The 16,945-nt window shown below is 62.0% G+C and carries 9 protein-coding genes; 4 read left to right on the top strand and 5 right to left on the bottom strand.

The annotated features are described in order from the left end of the window. Window positions 1–127: 127 nt before the first annotated feature. From BMY98_RS12215 to BMY98_RS12235, 5 genes are all read right to left on the bottom strand, one after another. Window positions 128–1,294, bottom strand: coding sequence for a zinc-binding metallopeptidase family protein (locus BMY98_RS12215; RefSeq protein ID WP_074889302.1), 1,167 nt, complete (start codon window positions 1,292–1,294; stop codon window positions 128–130). Window positions 1,295–2,250: 956 nt separating this feature from the next. Then, window positions 2,251–4,599 carry an NAD-dependent DNA ligase LigA gene (gene ligA / locus BMY98_RS12220; RefSeq protein WP_074889305.1) on the bottom strand — a complete coding sequence of 783 codons (2,349 nt, stop codon included), beginning with the start codon at window positions 4,597–4,599 and terminating at the stop codon, window positions 2,251–2,253. Window positions 4,600–4,826: 227 nt separating this feature from the next. Further along, entirely contained in the window at window positions 4,827–5,675 is an 849-nt protein-coding gene (gene zipA / locus BMY98_RS12225) for a cell division protein ZipA (RefSeq protein ID WP_074889308.1), read from the bottom strand. A gap of 274 nt (window positions 5,676–5,949) precedes the next feature. After that, window positions 5,950–9,438, bottom strand: a complete 3,489-nt coding sequence (smc, locus tag BMY98_RS12230) for a chromosome segregation protein SMC (protein ID WP_074889310.1) — start codon at window positions 9,436–9,438, stop codon at window positions 5,950–5,952. A 3-nt stretch (window positions 9,439–9,441) separates the two neighbouring features. Next, window positions 9,442–10,101, bottom strand: coding sequence for a GntR family transcriptional regulator (locus BMY98_RS12235; protein WP_074889313.1), 660 nt, complete (start codon window positions 10,099–10,101; stop codon window positions 9,442–9,444). Window positions 10,102–10,419: 318 nt separating this feature from the next. On the opposite strand from BMY98_RS12235, the gene xdhA reads away from it, so the two are divergent. From xdhA to guaD, 4 genes are all read left to right on the top strand, one after another. Continuing rightward, window positions 10,420–11,889, top strand: coding sequence for a xanthine dehydrogenase small subunit (xdhA, locus tag BMY98_RS12240; protein WP_074889316.1), 1,470 nt, complete (start codon window positions 10,420–10,422; stop codon window positions 11,887–11,889). Beyond that, the gene (gene xdhB, locus BMY98_RS12245; RefSeq protein ID WP_074889318.1) at window positions 11,882–14,323 is read left to right on the top strand and encodes a xanthine dehydrogenase molybdopterin binding subunit; all 2,442 of its coding nucleotides are present in this window, start codon (window positions 11,882–11,884) and stop codon (window positions 14,321–14,323) included. The genes xdhA and xdhB overlap by 8 nt, the downstream gene beginning before the upstream one ends. Before the next feature lie 147 nt (window positions 14,324–14,470). Continuing rightward, window positions 14,471–15,310 carry a xanthine dehydrogenase accessory protein XdhC gene (gene xdhC, locus BMY98_RS12250; RefSeq protein WP_074889321.1) on the top strand — a complete coding sequence of 280 codons (840 nt, stop codon included), beginning with the start codon at window positions 14,471–14,473 and terminating at the stop codon, window positions 15,308–15,310. Between the two features lie 24 nt (window positions 15,311–15,334). After that, window positions 15,335–16,651: a guanine deaminase gene (guaD, locus tag BMY98_RS12255; protein WP_074889324.1), complete on the top strand. Its 1,317-nt coding sequence runs from the start codon at window positions 15,335–15,337 to the stop codon at window positions 16,649–16,651. The last annotated feature ends 294 nt before the right edge of the window (window positions 16,652–16,945 follow it).

The raw sequence follows: 16,945 nt of genomic DNA on the forward strand, positions 1-16,945 counted from the left end.
GTGTCAAAACGATATGTACAGGAAAAATAGCACTGCTTTCTCCGCGGTGCAGGCGTCGCGGACAAGCGGCGACATCCGTTCACCGCTTCGTACCAATGGCTTTTCAGCATTCAATCACATGAGTGAATCACTGCACCTGCAGCACTTCATCAGCCTTGCCGCCCGCGCCTTGTATGACCAGATGGATGAAGTGCAGCTTGGTGATGACCGCCGGGGGCAGCACAAACGGATAGAAATCCGCCTGGCCCATGGCGCGGGACAGCTCGTTAAGCATGCCGGCCAGTTCGATCCACGCGTTGACGAACGAGAGGAACGCCGGACCGCCCGGATGCTGAGGGTCGTAGAGGGTTTCCAGGGGGAACGGCTGGTAGTCGAGGTCCATGTCCCGGGCGCTCATGCCCAGGCTCAGCGCGGTGTCGACGGCGTCCATCATGTGCAGGTAATGCGCCCAGGTTTCGGCCCAGTCTTCCCACGGATGCATGGTCGCGTAGGCGCTGACGAAACTCTGCTGCCAGTCGGCCGGCGCGCCGTTCTGGTAGTGATGATCCAAGGCGTCGGCGTAGCTGGCGCGGTCGTCGCCGAACAGGTTACGGAAACCGTCCTGCCAGTAGGTGTCGGCGATCAGGCGGTCCCAGTAGTAATGCCCCACTTCATGACGGAAATGCCCGAGCAGCGTGCGATAGGGTTCGTGCATCTGCACGCGAACCTTCTCACGAATCGCGTCGTCAGCTTCTTCGACATTGAGGGTGATGAGGCCATTGGCATGGCCGGTGGTTGGCAGGTTGCCTTCCAGGTCGACGCCCAGGAATTCGAAGGCGAGCCCGCGCTCTTCATCAACGCTTTTGGGGATGACCTGAAGGCCGAGGGTGATCAACTGCGCCACCAGCCGGCGTTTGGCGGTCTCGATCTTGCCCCAGCGCTCGGGATTCTCCGGCACGGACAGGTCGGGGATGGTCTTGTTGAGGCTACAGGCGACGCAGAATTCTCCGGCGTTCAGCGCCGGAAATACCCAATTGCACGCCGCCGCGGTGTCGAGGTTGGCGCAACGGCGGTATAGCCCGGCCTGGGGCTCGTCGGTGAGGCGCCAGGTCTGTGCCTCGGGACCCGGTTTCAGGGCGGCAATTTTGCTCTGCTCCGGGAGATAGCCCAGCGCTGCCGAGCAGGCCAGGCACTGGCTGTTGCGGAAAAACACCGACTGCCCGCAATGGCATTGCCAGACCTTGCTGTTGCGCTTGGTCTCTCCGGCGAACGGCGCCGCAATCCGTGTGCTGAGTTGCTCGAAGAACTGGAACATGGCGATATCCTGATGGGGCTGCAAGCACTAGATCGTCAAGGGGGTCGGGGGTTCCGTTTTTTACGCAGTCTTCCCTCCCGCCTAACGGCGGGACATTTCGCCTTCGGCGACTTACTTTTGAAAAGCACCAAAAGTAAGCAAAAGTGCCTGCTCCTGGTTTGGCCCTTCCTTCGTCAGGGTTCCCTCACTCCGACGACGCTCCGTGTGCCCGCGCCGAACGGACATCCATGTCCTAGCGGCGCTCTCGCGGCATCCATGCCGCTCGGCCCACTGCGCGTCGTCTGCGTTCGGCCTGCACCCAAGTCGCGATTGACGGTGTCTGGACCTTCGATGTAAGAAGATCAAAAAGCAGATCAGAAGCAGATCGAGGGCTTCCCGGCTAAAGCCGGTCCCACGGGGTGCGCGTTGTTTCAGCTGATCGCTGATCGTTCCCACGCTCTGCGTGATAACGCCGCCTCGGACGCTCCGCGTCCCTGGATGACGCGGAGCGTCTTGGGGATGCGTGCCCACGCGGAGCGTGGGTACGATCAACTGGTGAACTGCGAAATTGATGGTGGCTGAACCGGCCCCTTCCCGGCTGAAGCCGGTCCCACTAATAGCAGCGCGTGCATTCAGTGAGAGCCGCGGTCACCTCGACTGTAGGACCGGCTTTAGCCGGGAAGCTTTTGATCTTGATCTTCCTACGCAGGAAGTCCAAACGACACCAATCGCGACTTGGGTGCAGGCTGAACGCAGGTCTCGCGCAGTGGGCCGAGCCGCAGGGATGCGGCGAGAGCGCCGTCAGGACATGGATGTCCGTTCGGCGCGGGCCCACGGAGCGAGACCGGAGTGAAGGGACCCCGAGGAACGAGGGGCCCAACCAGGAGCAAGCACCCTTGGTTACTTGGGGTGCTTTTTCCAAGTAACTCGCCGCAGGCGAAACAGTCTGCCCCCAAGCAGACGCACTTGATCTTGATCTAGCCGACCTCAACCCCTTGTTGCTTCAGAAACGCCACAAACGCTTCTTCGTCGAGCACCTTCAAGCCCAGCTCGTTGGCCTTGGTCAACTTCGACCCAGCCCCCGGCCCGGCCACCACCGTGTGGGTCTTCGCCGAGACCGAACCGGACACCTTCGCCCCTAGCCCTTCCAGCTTCTCCTTCGCCACATCCCGACTCATCAACTCCAGCGAACCGGTCAAGACCCACGTCTGCCCTGCCAGCGGCAGCCCCTCGACCACCTTCTTCTCGCTCTGCCAGTGCATGCCGAAATCCTTGAGCTGCTGCTCGATCGCCATAGCCCGCTGCGCATGCTCAGGGACATCGAAAAACGCCCGCACCGCCTGCGCCTGCTTCTCCGGCAGCGTCTGCCGCATATCCAGCCAGTCCGCCTTCACGACTGCTTCAAGGGTGCCGAACTTGTCCGCCAGCTTCTGCGCCGCACCCGGCCCCACCGACGGAATGTTCAACTTATCCAGCATGCCGCCCAAGGTCGCACTGGCTGCGAACTCCGCGCCCAGATCGCCCGTGTCCTGCAGCTGCATCTGGCATTCGCCGAGCAAGGCACCGATCACGTTCTGGTTGTGCTCGTCCTCGAAGAAACTGTGAATCTCATGGGCGACCTCAAGGCCAACATCCGGCAGATACGTCAGCACCTCCGGCAGCGCGACAACCACCCGATCCAGCGAACCCAACGAGCGCGCCAGCACCTTGGCCGTCTCCTCACCCACGTCCGGAATGCCCAGCGCATAGATGAAGCGCGCCAGCGTCGGCTTCTTGCTGTCATCGATGGCCTTGAGCAGCTTCTTGCTGGAGATCTCGGCAAAACCTTCCAGATCGATGATCTGCTCGTACTTCAGCTTGTACAGATCGGCAGGCGAACCGATGAGCTTTTCGTCCACCAGTTGCTCGATGGTTTTGTCGCCCAGCCCCTCGATGTCCATCGCCCGGCGCGAGACGTAATGGATGATCGCCTGCTTGAGCTGCGCACCGCAGGCCAGACGGCCGACGCAGCGGTAGACCGCGCCTTCGCTGATGGTTTCCTTGCCCTTGCTGCGCTTGATCAATTGCGTGCGCTCGACCTGCGAGCCACACACCGGGCAGCTTTGCGGGATCTCGACGGCGCGGGCGTCTGTCGGGCGGCGCTCCTGGACCACTTGCACCACTTGCGGAATCACGTCGCCGGCGCGGCGGATGATCACCGTGTCGCCGATCATCAGGCCCAGGCGCGCCACTTCATCCATGTTGTGCAGCGTCGCGTTGGCGACGGTGACACCGGCGACTTTTACCGGTTTCAAACGGGCCACCGGCGTGACGGCGCCCGTGCGGCCGACCTGGAATTCCACGTCGAGCAGCTCGGTGAGTTCTTCCATGGCCGGGAATTTGTGGGCGATCGCCCAGCGCGGTTCGCGGGCGCGGAAACCCAGCTCGCGCTGGGACGCAATGCTGTTGACCTTGAACACCACGCCGTCGATTTCGTACGGGAGCGTGAGACGTTTCTCGCCGATGTCGTGGTAGTACGTCAGGCAGTCTTCGATGCCGTGGGCGATTTTCATCTCGCGGCTGATCGGCATGCCCCACTCTTTCAGCTGCTGGAGGTTGCCGGTGTGGGTGTCGGCGATGTCGTGGGACACCTGGCCGATGCCGTAGCAGCAGAATTCCAGCGGGCGGTTGGCGGTGATTTTCGAATCCAGCTGGCGCAGGCTGCCGGCCGCCGCGTTGCGCGGATTGGCGAAGGTCTTGCCGCCGACTTCCAGCTGGCTGGCATTCAGACGCTCGAAGCCGGCCTTGGACATGAACACTTCGCCGCGCACTTCGAGGGTCTCTGGCCAGCCCTTGCCGTGCAGCTTCAGCGGGATGTTGCGCACGGTGCGCACGTTGACGCTGATGTCTTCGCCGGTGGTGCCGTCGCCGCGAGTAGCGCCCCGCACCAACGCGCCGTTCTGATACAGCAGGCTGACCGCCAGGCCGTCGAGTTTCGGCTCGCAGCTGTATTCCACCTTCTTCGAAGCCGCTGGCAGGTCCAGCCCTTCGTTGACCCGACGATCGAACTCGAGCATGTCGTTTTCTTCGAAGGCGTTGCCCAGGCTCAGCATGGGGACTTCGTGACGCACCTGAGTAAACGCCGACAGCGCCGCGCTGCCCACCCGCTGAGTCGGCGAGTCAGGCGTCACCAGATGCGGGTTCTCCGCCTCCAGCGCCTTCAGCTCGTGGAACAGCCGGTCGTACTCGACGTCCGGAATGCTCGGCTCGTCGAGGACGTGATAGCGGTAGTTGTGCTGATCCAGCTCAGCGCGCAGTTCAAGGATGCGGGTTTCGGCGGCTTTCATAAGTGTGTTCTCGAAATGCAAAAGAGCAGCCGAAGCTGCTCAATCGTGGTACGTGCATAACCTGTGGGAGCGTGGCTTGTCCCGCGATCGGCTGCGCAGCAGTCGCAGCTCATCCAACGCGGTGTAGCTGAAATACCTCATCCGTCAGATCTACTGCCGCTTCGCGCCAGATCGCGGGACAAGCCACGCTCCTACAGGATTGCATAGTCCAATAAACGTGCAGCGACTCAACGACGCTGGGTCAGGGCGCGGCGTTCGAACTCGACGATACGCTGACGGTAATGCTCGATGGTCTGCGCAGTCATGACGCTGCGCTGATCGTCTTTCAATTCACCGTTCAGCTCGTGGGCCAGCTTGCGAGCGGCGGCAACCATGACATCAAACGCCTGCTTCGGATGACGCGGCCCTGGCAGACCCAGGAAGAAGCTCACAGCGCGAGTGCTGAAGTGGTCGATGTCGTCCAGATCGAACACGCCCGGCTTGACCGCATTGGCCATCGAGAACAGCACTTCGCCGTTGCCGGCCATGCTTTCGTGACGGTGGAAGATATCCATCTCGCCAAAGCGCAGACCGCTCTCCAGAATGTTCTGCAACAGCGCCGGACCTTTGAAGCCACTTTCGTCACGGGAGATCACGCTGATCACCAGCACTTCTTCCACCGGTGGCAGGTCCTTGTCTTCGGTGATGCGCTGGTTCGGCTTGTCGTCCGGGAAATCGTCGTCGCGGGCACTGAACAGGTCAGGGCCGGCGCTCAGGTTCAGATCGCCTTGATGCGGTTCGTCCTTGCGCTTGCCGCGTCGCGGTTCACGTTCGGCGCGCTCGCGGGGTGCAGCACTCATCGTCGGCAGGTCATGCTCGTCGAGTTTGGGTTCTTTATGGGTGTCCAGGACGCGCGCAGGGCCCAACACTTCGGCGGACGTCGGTTCGTCGTCGTCCGCCGCGTTGGAGAAGCTGCGGTCCAGCCTGAATTTCAATTTGCCCTTGCCGCCGCGCATACGGCGCCAGCCGTCAAACAGAATACCGGCAATGACAATAATGCCGATGACGATCAGCCACTCTCGCAGACCGATTTCCATGTAGTCCCGTGCCTCTAATGAAATTCTGAAAATTAAGGGCGCAAACCCCTTTAAAACGTGGAGCCAACTCTATGTTCTGAATGGCCTTTTACCCACGCGAAATGGAAAAGTGGACATTAAGCTAGCACGACCAAAGGCAACTTTACACCGTCTGTTACATCTGGCAGGTCACAAGCATCTGTCACGCCGCGACGATGGTTCCTGTACTGGACGTCCGTGCGCCACTTTTCCCTGCAAATCTGCATGATCGCCACGCGATCAACTGCGCATCCCGCTACGACTCCACCAGCGCCATCGCCTCCTCTACGTCCACCGCCACCAGCCGTGAACAACCCGGTTCGTGCATGGTGACCCCCATCAACTGATCAGCCATTTCCATGGCGATCTTGTTGTGGGTGATGTAGATGAACTGCACCGTCTGCGACATCTCTTTGACCAACCGGGCGTAGCGCCCCACGTTGGCGTCGTCCAGCGGTGCATCGACCTCGTCGAGCATGCAGAACGGCGCCGGGTTGAGTTTGAAGATGGCAAAAACCAGCGCCAGCGCGGTCAGGGCTTTCTCACCCCCGGACAGCAAATGGATCGTGCTGTTTTTCTTGCCGGGAGGGCGCGCCATGATTGTCACCCCTGTATCGAGTAAATCTTCGCCCGTCAGTTCCAAGTAAGCGCTGCCGCCACCGAAAACTTTTGGAAAAAGTGCCTGAATTCCGCCGTTTATCTGATCAAAGGTCTCCTTGAAACGGTTGCGGGTTTCCTTGTCGATTTTGCGGATCACGTTTTCCAGGGTGTCCAGCGCTTCGACCAGATCGGCGTCCTGGGCGTCCAGATAGCGTTTGCGCTCGGACTGCTGCTGATACTCGTCGATGGCCGCGAGGTTGATGGCGCCCAGACGCTGGATCCGCGCGGCGATGCGCTCGAGTTCTTCTTCGGCGGCCTTCTCGTTGGCGTCGGCGGTCAGGGTCGCCAACACGCCGTCCAGGTCGTAGCCGTCTTCGTGCAATTGCTCCTGAAGCGCCTTGCGTCGCACGGTCAGCGATTGCCATTCCAAGCGCTGTTGTTCCAGTTGCCCACGCAGCAACTGCGATTGCTGCTCGGCCTGGGTACGACGTTTCTCCGCTTCGCGCAGTTCGCGGTCAGCGTCTTCCAGGGCGTTCTTGGCGGTGCGCATCTCTTCGTCGACGACCATGCGCTTTTCCAGCAGCTCTTCGAGCTTCATGCGCAATTCTTCCAGCGGCGCGGCGCCCTCCTCCAGATTCAGGCTCAGTTGCTCGCGCTTCTCGGTCAGGCGCTCGGACTGCATCTCCAGCCGCTCCAGGGCCTGACGCGTGGAATCATGCTGCGCGCGCAGCGATCCCAGGCGTACGGCCAGCTGGTTGGCGTGATCCTTATGCTGGCGGGCTTCCTGACGCACCCGGTCCAGACGCTCGCGCAGGCTGTCGCGCTGGGCGAGCAGCAACTCGCGCTGTTCGGTGTCCAGCGCCATGCTGTCGAGGGCGTCCTGCAATTGCAGGCGGGATTCGCCGAGGGTTTCCTGCTCCATGGCCCGCTGTTCGGCGAGCTCGGTCAATTCTTCGTCAAGCCGCGTGCGGCGCAGGGTCAGCTGCTCGACCTTGGCTTTGGCGGCGGACAGCTGCGCCTTGAGCTCGCTTTGCTGGCGGGCTTCGTCCTGCAAGCGGCGGCGCAATTGCTCACGGTTGTCTTCCTGAGTGCGTTGCTGTTCGCGCTGAGTTAACAGTTGCTCGTCCAGCGCGGCCAGGGTCGCTTCTCGCTCTTCGCGCTCGGCTTCCAGACGCTGCAATTCCTGCCCCCGCGCCAGCACGCCGCTTTCGGCTTCGCTGGCGCGGCGCACACGGAGAAAATCCCGACCGACCCAATAGCCGTCGCGACTGATCAAGCTTTCACCGGCGCCCAGTTGCCCGCGCAGCGCCAGGGCATCGTCGAGGGTTTCGACGGGTTTGACCTGGCCCAGCCAGTGGGTCAGATCGACCTGCGTATCGACCTTGTCCAGCAGGCTGCCAGGGATGCGCGTGACATCAGCGCCGGGACTCACCAGGCGCAGGTCGCCCTGACTGAAGCCCACCAGATCCAGCCCGGCAAAATCATCCACCAGCACCGCATTCAGGTCGGCGCCCAGCACGGTCTCCACGGCCATTTCCCAGCCCGCCTCGACCCGCAACCCTTCGGCCAGACGCGGACGCTCGCTCAACTGATGATCACGCAGCCATTCGGCAGTGCCGGTGCCCGGATCAAGTGCCGCCTGTTGCAGCGCCTCCAGCGACGCGAGGCGACCGTTCAAGCGTTGCAGATCGCCCTGGGCCTGCTGTTGCGCCTGGGTGGCCTGTTGCAGATCGACGCGCAATTGCTCAAGGCGCTCGATCAGCTGTTCTTCTTCGGCGGTCAGTTCTTCAAAGGCCATTTCCCGCGCCGCGAGGTCCTCGCTGAGTTCGAGAATCGCCGCGTCTTCGGGGTCCGCCGCGAGCAATTGACGCTCTTCACCCAGACGCCGCTGACGCTCGGCCAGACGCTCCAGGCTGGTTTCCAGCTGCTGAATGCGCGACTGCTGCACTTCTGCCTGCCGCCGGGGTTCGGCGGACGTGAGGTTGAAGGCGTCCCACTGCTCCTGCCAGCCGTGCATGGCGGTTTCGGCGTCTTCCAGCGCGGCGGCGGATTCTTCGGCGGCCGCGAGGGTGATTTCCTGCTCCGGCTCGAGCATTTCCAGCTCTTCGCCAAGGGTCGCCAGCAGCGTGCGGTCGTGGCCCAGATGGGATTCGGTTTCCAGGCGCGCACGCTCGGCTTCGCGCAGATCGTCCTGCAACTGGCGCAGACGTTGCTGGCCGTGCTGAATGCTCTGCTCGACCCGGGCGATGTCGCCGCCCACGGAATAGAAACGCCCCTGCACCAGATTGAATCGTTCGGACAGCTCGTGATGACCGTCGCGCAGGCGCTCGATGGCCGCATCGGCGCTGCGCTGGTCGGCGACCAGCGACTCGAACCCGACCTCCTGATTGCCGATCACCGACTCGCGCTGGGCCACTTGCTCATTCAGCGCCTGCCAGCGCAACGCCGACAGTTGCGCCTTGAGCTGACGTTCCTCGGCCTTGTATTCCTGATACTTCTCGGCCGCCTGGGCCTGACGCTGCAATCGCTCCAGTTGCCGACCCAGCTCGTCGCGCAAATCGGTCAGGCGCGCGAGGTTCTCGTGGGTACGACGAATGCGGTTTTCGGTGTCGCGGCGGCGCTCCTTGTATTTGGAGATGCCGGCGGCTTCTTCGATGAAGTTGCGCAGGTCTTCGGGCTTGGCTTCGATCAGCTTGGAGATCATGCCCTGTTCGATGATCGAGTAGCTGCGCGGACCCAGGCCGGTGCCGAGGAAGATGTCGGTAATGTCGCGGCGGCGGCATTTGGTGCCGTTGAGGTAATAGCTGTTCTGGCTGTCGCGGGTGACTTTGCGGCGAATGGATATTTCCGCGTAGCTGGCGTATTCGCCGACCAGGGTGCCGTCGGAGTTATCGAAGACCAGCTCGATGCTCGCCTGGCTCACGGGTTTGCGGCTGGTGGAGCCGTTGAAGATGACGTCGGTCATCGACTCGCCGCGCAGGTTCTTGGCCGAGCTTTCGCCCATGACCCAGCGCACCGCGTCGATGATGTTGGATTTGCCGCATCCATTGGGGCCGACCACGGCCGCCATGTTGCTGGGGAAGTTCACCGTCGTCGGGTCGACGAACGATTTGAACCCGGCCAGCCTGATGCATTTGAGGCGCATGAATCAGCTGGCCGCCAGGGCAGACAAAACCGATTGGCAGCTGCGCTCGGCGTAGCAGGTCAGCACGTCGCGGATGCGCGCCAGATCCCGCGCCACCACCGCTTCGAGCAACTGGCCGAACAGGGTCAGGTATTCGCTCATTTCCGCCTGGCGTTGATCCAGGGCGAGGAAGTAGAAGCGGCTCATGGAGGGCTGCAGGTTCTCGACGGTCTCTTCCAGGTACGGATTATTGGCAAATGGATAAGCCGCGCGCATGACGTTGAAGCTCTCTTCGACGAAGCCCTTGACGTCCTGGCGCTCGCAATTGGCCATGAGCCGGTGCTGAATCTGCTGGAACGGCGCCAGGTCGACGGGCTCCTTCCAGCTGCGCGCCACCGCCAGACCGAGGAGGATGTACATCTCACTCATCAAGGCGCAGAGGCTGGTGATGTTGTGCGGGGTCAGGACCGACACCTGCGCGCCGCGACGGGGCAGGATCACGATCAGATGGCGGCGCTCAAGAATCAGCAACGCCTCGCGCACCGAGCCCCGGCTCACGTTCAGCGCGGCCGTGACCTTCTGCTCCTGAATCCGCTCCCCTGGCTTGAGCTCGCCGCGGATGATGCGCTCGGCAAGGTGATGAGCGATCTGCTCGGCGAGGCTGTCAGGTGCCTTGAACGTCATTTCTTACCTTCAACTTCTTTGGTCGCAAACAAGCGGCGCAGTGTATCGCACTGCATGTCTGTGGCGCAGGGCCATAGTGGGGAAACTGGCACGAATTAAGCAGAAACACGGACATGTTCTGATCATGAGCACCCAGTCTTTAAACATCGTCGTCAGGCGGGTTATCGGCAATTTCCGGAAATAATGAATTTCTTGACCTTTGAGTCAGATATTAATTGACCCGATAGTCAGAGCTGATAGATTCATCGACATGTTCGATGACCCCTCCGCCGGCACCTGTGACCAGTGCTTTTTAACGACAAGAACGAGGCGCGACCCGTGATCCAGTTTCTCTTGAACCAAGAGCTGAAAACCGAGCAGGCGCTGGACCCCAATGTGACGGTGCTGAATTACCTGCGCGAGCACCTGCACAAGTCCGGCACCAAAGAAGGCTGCGCCAGCGGCGATTGTGGCGCGTGTACCGTGGTCGTTGGCGAGCTGACCACCGACGCGGCGGGCCGGGAGCAACTGAGTTATCGCAGCCTCAATTCTTGCCTGACCTTCGTGGCCTCGCTGCACGGCAAGCAATTGATCAGCGTTGAAGACCTCAAGCATCAGGGCCGCTTGCACAGCGTGCAGCAGGCGATGGTCGACTGCCATGGTTCCCAGTGCGGCTTCTGTACGCCGGGCTTCGTCATGTCGCTGTTCGCACTGCAAAAGAACAGCGCTGAATCCGCTTCCCCCGAAACAAGGCACGCCCAGGCCCACGAAGCCCTGGCCGGCAACCTGTGCCGCTGCACCGGCTATCGCCCGATTCTCGCGGCGGCCGAGCAAAGCTGCAGTCAACCGCCAGCGGACCAGTTCGACGCCCTGAAGGCTCAGACCATCGCCCGCCTGAAGGCCATCGCACCGACGCAAACCGGCGAGCTCAACAGCGGCGACAAGCGTTGCCTGGTGCCGCTGACCGTCGCCGATCTGGCTGATCTCTACGATGCCTACCCGCAAGCCCGGCTGCTGGCCGGCGGCACCGACCTGGCCCTTGAAGTGACGCAATTCCATCGCCCGCTGCCGGTGATGATCTACGTCGGCAACGTCGCGGCGATGAAGAAGATTGAGCATTTCGAGGATCGCATCGAGATCGGCGCCGCCACGGCGCTCACCGATTGCTACGAAGCGTTGAGCCGCGAGTACCCGGACTTCGGTGAGTTGCTGCACCGTTTTGCATCGCTGCAGATCCGCAATCAGGGCACCCTCGGCGGCAACATCGGCAACGCTTCGCCGATTGGCGACTCCCCGCCCCTGCTCATCGCACTGGGCGCGAAGATCGTACTGCGCAAGGGCGAGCAGACCCGCACCCTGGCGCTGGAGGACTACTTCATTGATTACCGCGTGACGGTGCGCCAGGAAAGCGAGTTCATCGAGCGCATCATCGTGCCCCGCGCCAACACCCGGCAAACGTTTCGCGCGTACAAGGTCTCCAAGCGGCTGGACGACGACATCTCGGCGGTGTGCGCAGCGTTCCGCGTGCACGTCGAAAACGGCGCCATCGTCGACGCCCGCGCAGCCTTTGGCGGGATGGCGGCGATCCCCAAACGCGCGGCCCATTGCGAGCAGGCGCTGATCGGCCAGCCGTGGACATCGGCGACCATCGAGCGCGCCTGCGCCGCACTGGCCGAGGATTTCACGCCGCTGACAGACTTCCGCGCGAGCAAGGAATACCGCCTGCTCAGCGCGCAGAACCTGCTGCGCAAATACTTCATTGAAGTGCAAACGCCCCACATCCAGACGCGGGTGACAGCTTATGTCTAACCATCATTCAGCCAGGTCCCAGGAAGAAATGGTCGCCCTGTTTCAACAGGACCTGACCACCGGCGTCGGCCGCAGCGTCAAACACGACAGCGCCGACAAGCACGTCTCCGGCGAAGCGATCTACATCGACGACCGTCTCGAATTCCCCAATCAGCTGCACGTGTATGCGCGGCTGTCCGACCGTGCCCACGCGCGCATCGTCCGCGTCGACGTGGCGCCCTGCTACGCCTTCGACGGCGTGCGCATCGCCATCACCCACGAAGACATTCCCGGCCTCAAGGACATCGGCCCGCTGCTGCCTGGCGATCCGTTACTGGCCATCGACACGGTCGAGTTCGTCGGTCAGCCGGTGATTGCCGTGGCCGCGCGGGATCTGGAGACCGCACGCAAGGCGGCAATGGCGGCGATCATCGAATACGAAGACCTGGAGCCGGTGCTCGACGTCGTCCAGGCCTATCGCGACAAACACTTCGTGCTCGACAGCCACACCCACCAGCGCGGTGATTCGGCGACGGCGCTGGCGTCCGCTCCCCACCGGATTCAGGGCACGCTGCACATCGGCGGTCAGGAACACTTCTACCTGGAGACGCAGATTTCGTCGGTGATGCCCACGGAAGACGGCGGCATGATCGTCTATTGCTCGACGCAGAATCCGACCGAAGTGCAGAAGCTCGTCGCCGAAGTGCTGGATGTGTCGATGAACAAGATCGTCGTCGACATGCGCCGCATGGGCGGCGGCTTTGGCGGCAAGGAAACCCAGGCCGCGAGCCCCGCGTGCTTGTGCGCAGTGATTGCGCGCCTGACCGGTCAGCCGACCAAGATGCGCCTGCCGCGCGTGGAAGACATGATGATGACCGGCAAGCGTCATCCGTTTTACGTCGAGTACGACGTGGGCTTTGACAACGATGGACGCCTGCACGGCATTCAGCTGGAGCTGGCGGGCAACTGCGGTTATTCGCCGGACCTGTCCGCGTCCATCGTCGACCGCGCGATGTTCCATGCCGACAATTCGTATTACCTGGGCGACGCTACCATCAATGGCCATCGCTGCAAGACCAACACCGCGTCGAACACAGCCTATCGCGGTTTCGGCGGCCCCCAGGGGATGGTCGCCATCGAAGAAGTGATGGACGCCATCGCCCGGCATCTGGGCAAGGACCCGCTGGCGGTGCGCAAGGCCAACTACTACGGCAAGACCGAGCGCAACGTCACCCACTACTACCAGACGGTCGAGCACAACATGCTCGAAGAAATGACCGCCGAACTGGAAGAAAGCAGTGACTACGCCGAGCGGCGCAAAGCCATCACGGCCTACAACGCCCACAGCCCGATTCTGAAAAAAGGCCTGGCCTTGACGCCGGTCAAGTTCGGCATTTCCTTCACCGCCAGCTTCCTCAATCAGGCCGGCGCGCTCATCCACATTTACACCGACGGCAGCATCCATCTCAATCACGGCGGCACCGAGATGGGCCAGGGCCTGAACGTCAAAGTGGCGCAAGTGGTGGCCGAGGTGTTTCAGGTCGACATCGATCGCGTGCAGATCACCGCGACCAACACCGACAAGGTGCCGAACACGTCGCCGACGGCGGCTTCCAGCGGCGCTGACCTGAACGGCAAGGCCGCGCAGAATGCAGCGGAAATCCTCAAGCAGCGGTTGGTGGAATTCGCGGCGAAGCATTACCAGTGCGACGAGTCGCAGGTCGAGTTTCGCAACGGCCACGTAAGGGTCGGCGAGCAGGTCATCAGCTTCGACACCCTGGCGCAGCAGGCGTGGATGGGCCAGGTGTCGCTGTCCAGCACGGGCTATTACAAGACGCCGAAGATCTTCTACGACCGCAGCCAGGCGCGCGGCCGGCCCTTCTATTACTTTGCTTTCGGCGCGGCCTGCACCGAAGTGCTGGTCGACACCCTGACCGGCGAATACAAAATGTTGCGCACGGACATTCTCCATGACGTCGGCGCCTCGCTAAACCCGGCCATCGACATCGGCCAGGTCGAGGGCGGCTACATTCAAGGGATGGGCTGGCTGACCACCGAGGAACTGGTCTGGAACGACAAGGGCAAGCTGATGACCAACGGACCGGCCGGCTACAAGATTCCGGCCGTGGCGGACATGCCGGCGGACCTGCGCGTGAAGCTGGTGGAAAACCGCAAGAACCCGGAAGACACGGTGTTTCATTCCAAAGCCGTGGGCGAGCCGCCGTTCATGCTGGGCATCGCCGCGTGGTGCGCGATCAAGGATGCGGTGGCAAGTCTGGGCGATTACAAGCATCAGCCGAAAATCGACGCGCCGGCGACCCCGGAACGGGTGTTGTGGGGGTGCGAGCAGATGCGGGCTTTGCGTCGGGATGCGGAGTTAGCTGCCGAGAACGCTGCCGAGATCGTTCCCGCGCTCCGCGTGGGAATGCAGCCCGAGACGCTCCGCGTCGATTAAACAGTGGCGACCTGTGCTGCCGCTTTCGCGAGCAAGCTCGCTCTTACAGTCCAAGTGCGATCCCTGTAGGAGTGAGCTTGCTCGCGATGAGGCCGGCACGGGCAATGACGATGTTTGATCTGCCAACCCGCCGATCAGGAGAATCAAATGAATAACTGGATCAGCGCCCTCGCCGACTTGCAGCAGCAGGGCGAGGCCTGCGTGCTGGTGACCATCATCGAGGAGCGTGGCTCGACGCCGCGCAATGCCGGCTCGAAAATGGTCGTCAGCGCCGGGCGCATCTTCGACACCATAGGCGGCGGGCACCTGGAATACAAGGCCATGGAAATCGCCCGGGAGATGCTCGCCAGCGGCAGCCAGCAAACCCGTCTGGAACGCTTCAGTCTCGGCGCCAGCCTGGGCCAGTGCTGCGGCGGCGTGAATGTGTTGCTGTTCGAACCCATGGGCCAGCCCCAGGCGCACATTGCCGTTTTCGGCGCCGGCCACGTCGGTCGCGCGCTGGTGCCGTTGCTCGCCAGCCTGCCCTGCCGCGTGCGCTGGATCGATTCTCGCGAAGCAGAATTTCCCGCGCAGTTGCCGGAAGGCGTGACGCAGATCCTCAGCGAGGACGTCATCGAAGAAGTGGATAACCTCCCTGCCGGCAGCTATTGCATCGTCATGACCCACAATCATCAACTGGACCTTGAACTCACCGCCGCCATTCTCAAGCGGGGGGATTTCAGCTATTTCGGCCTGATCGGCTCGAAAACCAAGCGTGTGAAATTCGAGCATCGCCTGCGTGATCGTGGCTTCGACGCCGCGCTGCTGCAGCGCATGCGTTGCCCGATGGGCCTGACCGAGGTCAAAGGCAAGCTGCCCATGGAGATCGCCGTGTCCATCGCCGGCGAAGTGATCGCCACCTACAACGCTCATTTCGGCGAGCAAAGCACCACTGCCGAACCTGTCGCCAAGCTGCTGCCGGTGTCCCGCCGCAGCCAGGCCCAATGAATCCCGGAAGAACGATCAACTGACATGACCCTTGATATCAGCAACGCCAAAAAGGCCTACCGCGCCGCCATCATTCACAGCATCGCCGACCCTGCCGAAGTGGCCCTGGAAGCGTCGTACGAGTATTTCGAAGACGGCCTGATGCTGGTCGAAAACGGCAAGATCGTCGCCCTCGGCAATGCCGAAGACCTGCTGAAGACCCTCGCCGACGACGTCGAAATCGTCAGCTATCAGGACGCGCTGATCACCGCCGGTTTCATCGACACCCATATCCATTTGCCGCAGACCGGCATGGTCGGGTCGTACGGCGAGCAGTTACTCGACTGGCTGAATACCTACGTGTTTCCCTGCGAGAAGCAGTTCGAAGACCCTGAGCATTCGGCGCAGGTGGCTGACATCTTTCTCAAGGAATTGCTGCGCAACGGCACCACCACAGCACTGGTGTTCGGCAGTCGGCACAAGGAGTCGGTGGAAGCGCTGTTCAGTGCCGCCGAGAAGCTCAATCTGCGCCTGATCGCCGGCAAGGTGATGATGGACCGCAACGCGCCGGATTATCTGGTGGACACCGCCGAATCCAGCTACGTCGACAGCAAGGCGCTGATCGAACGCTGGCATGGCAAGGGCCGTCTGCATTACGCCGTGACCCCGCGCTTCGCCCCGACCAGCACCCCTGAACAATTGACCCGTGCCGGGCAGCTGCTGAATGAATACCCCGACCTGTACATGCAGACGCATATCAGTGAAAACCTGAAGGAAGTCGAATGGGTCAAGGCGCTGTTCCCGGAGCGCAAGAACTACCTGGACGTGTACGACCATTTCAACCTGCTCGGCGAGCGCTCGATGTTCGCCCATGGTGTGCACCTGTGCGACGAAGAGTGTGAACGCCTGGCGGAAACCGGCTCAGCCATCGCCTTCTGCCCGACCTCCAATCTCTTTCTGGGCAGTGGCTTGTTCAATCTGCCGATGGCGGAAAGGCACAAGGTCAATGTCGGCCTGGGCACCGATATCGGCGCCGGGACGAGCTTCTCACTGCTGCACACCTTGAACGAGGCGTACAAAGTCATGCAGCTGCAAGGCGCCAAACTGAGCCCGTTCAAATCGCTGTATCTGGCGACACTGGGCGGCGCACGGGCGCTGCGGCTCGAAGACAAGATCGGCAATCTGCAGCCGGGCAGTGAAGCGGACTTCGTGGTGCTCGACTTCAACGCCACGCCGCTGCTGGCCTACCGCATGAGTCAGGCCACGAGCATCGAAGAGCGGTTGTTTGTGTTGATGACCCTGGGCGATGACCGGACCGTAAGCGAAACGTATTCGGCGGGGGCGCGGGTGCATAAGCGCTAAAGCGTCGCGGCACCCGTAGGAGCGTGGCTTGAAAGCGCCGCTGCACCTGTAGGAGCGTGGCTTGTCCCGCGATCTGCAGGGAACCGGCAGCAAATCCGGCTCTGACTCAGTGCCGCAACGGGTATACGACGGGTTCCCCGCCGATCGCGGGACAAGCCACGCTCCTACAGGAGACTTGCGTTCGACGCCGATTTTGGAAGCGGGTAAGAAATGGTAGGAGTGAGCTTGCTCGCGAATGCGGTGTGTCAGCCGAGACGGATGTCACTGGCTCGCCGCTTCGCGACCGTCGTAACC

This window comes from Pseudomonas graminis (assembly GCF_900111735.1).
Classification (GTDB): Bacteria; Pseudomonadota; Gammaproteobacteria; order Pseudomonadales; family Pseudomonadaceae; genus Aquipseudomonas; species Aquipseudomonas graminis.

Coding starts and splice junctions, on each gene's coding strand:
- BMY98_RS12215 (WP_074889302.1), bottom strand. CDS start 1,294: ATGTTCCAGTTCTTCGAGCAACTCAGCACACGGATTGCGGCGCCGTTC.
- ligA (WP_074889305.1), bottom strand. CDS start 4,599: ATGAAAGCCGCCGAAACCCGCATCCTTGAACTGCGCGCTGAGCTGGAT.
- zipA (WP_074889308.1), bottom strand. CDS start 5,675: ATGGAAATCGGTCTGCGAGAGTGGCTGATCGTCATCGGCATTATTGTC.
- smc (WP_074889310.1), bottom strand. CDS start 9,438: ATGCGCCTCAAATGCATCAGGCTGGCCGGGTTCAAATCGTTCGTCGAC.
- BMY98_RS12235 (WP_074889313.1), bottom strand. CDS start 10,101: ATGACGTTCAAGGCACCTGACAGCCTCGCCGAGCAGATCGCTCATCAC.
- xdhB (WP_074889318.1), top strand. CDS start 11,882: ATGTCTAACCATCATTCAGCCAGGTCCCAGGAAGAAATGGTCGCCCTG.
- xdhC (WP_074889321.1), top strand. CDS start 14,471: ATGAATAACTGGATCAGCGCCCTCGCCGACTTGCAGCAGCAGGGCGAG.
- guaD (WP_074889324.1), top strand. CDS start 15,335: ATGACCCTTGATATCAGCAACGCCAAAAAGGCCTACCGCGCCGCCATC.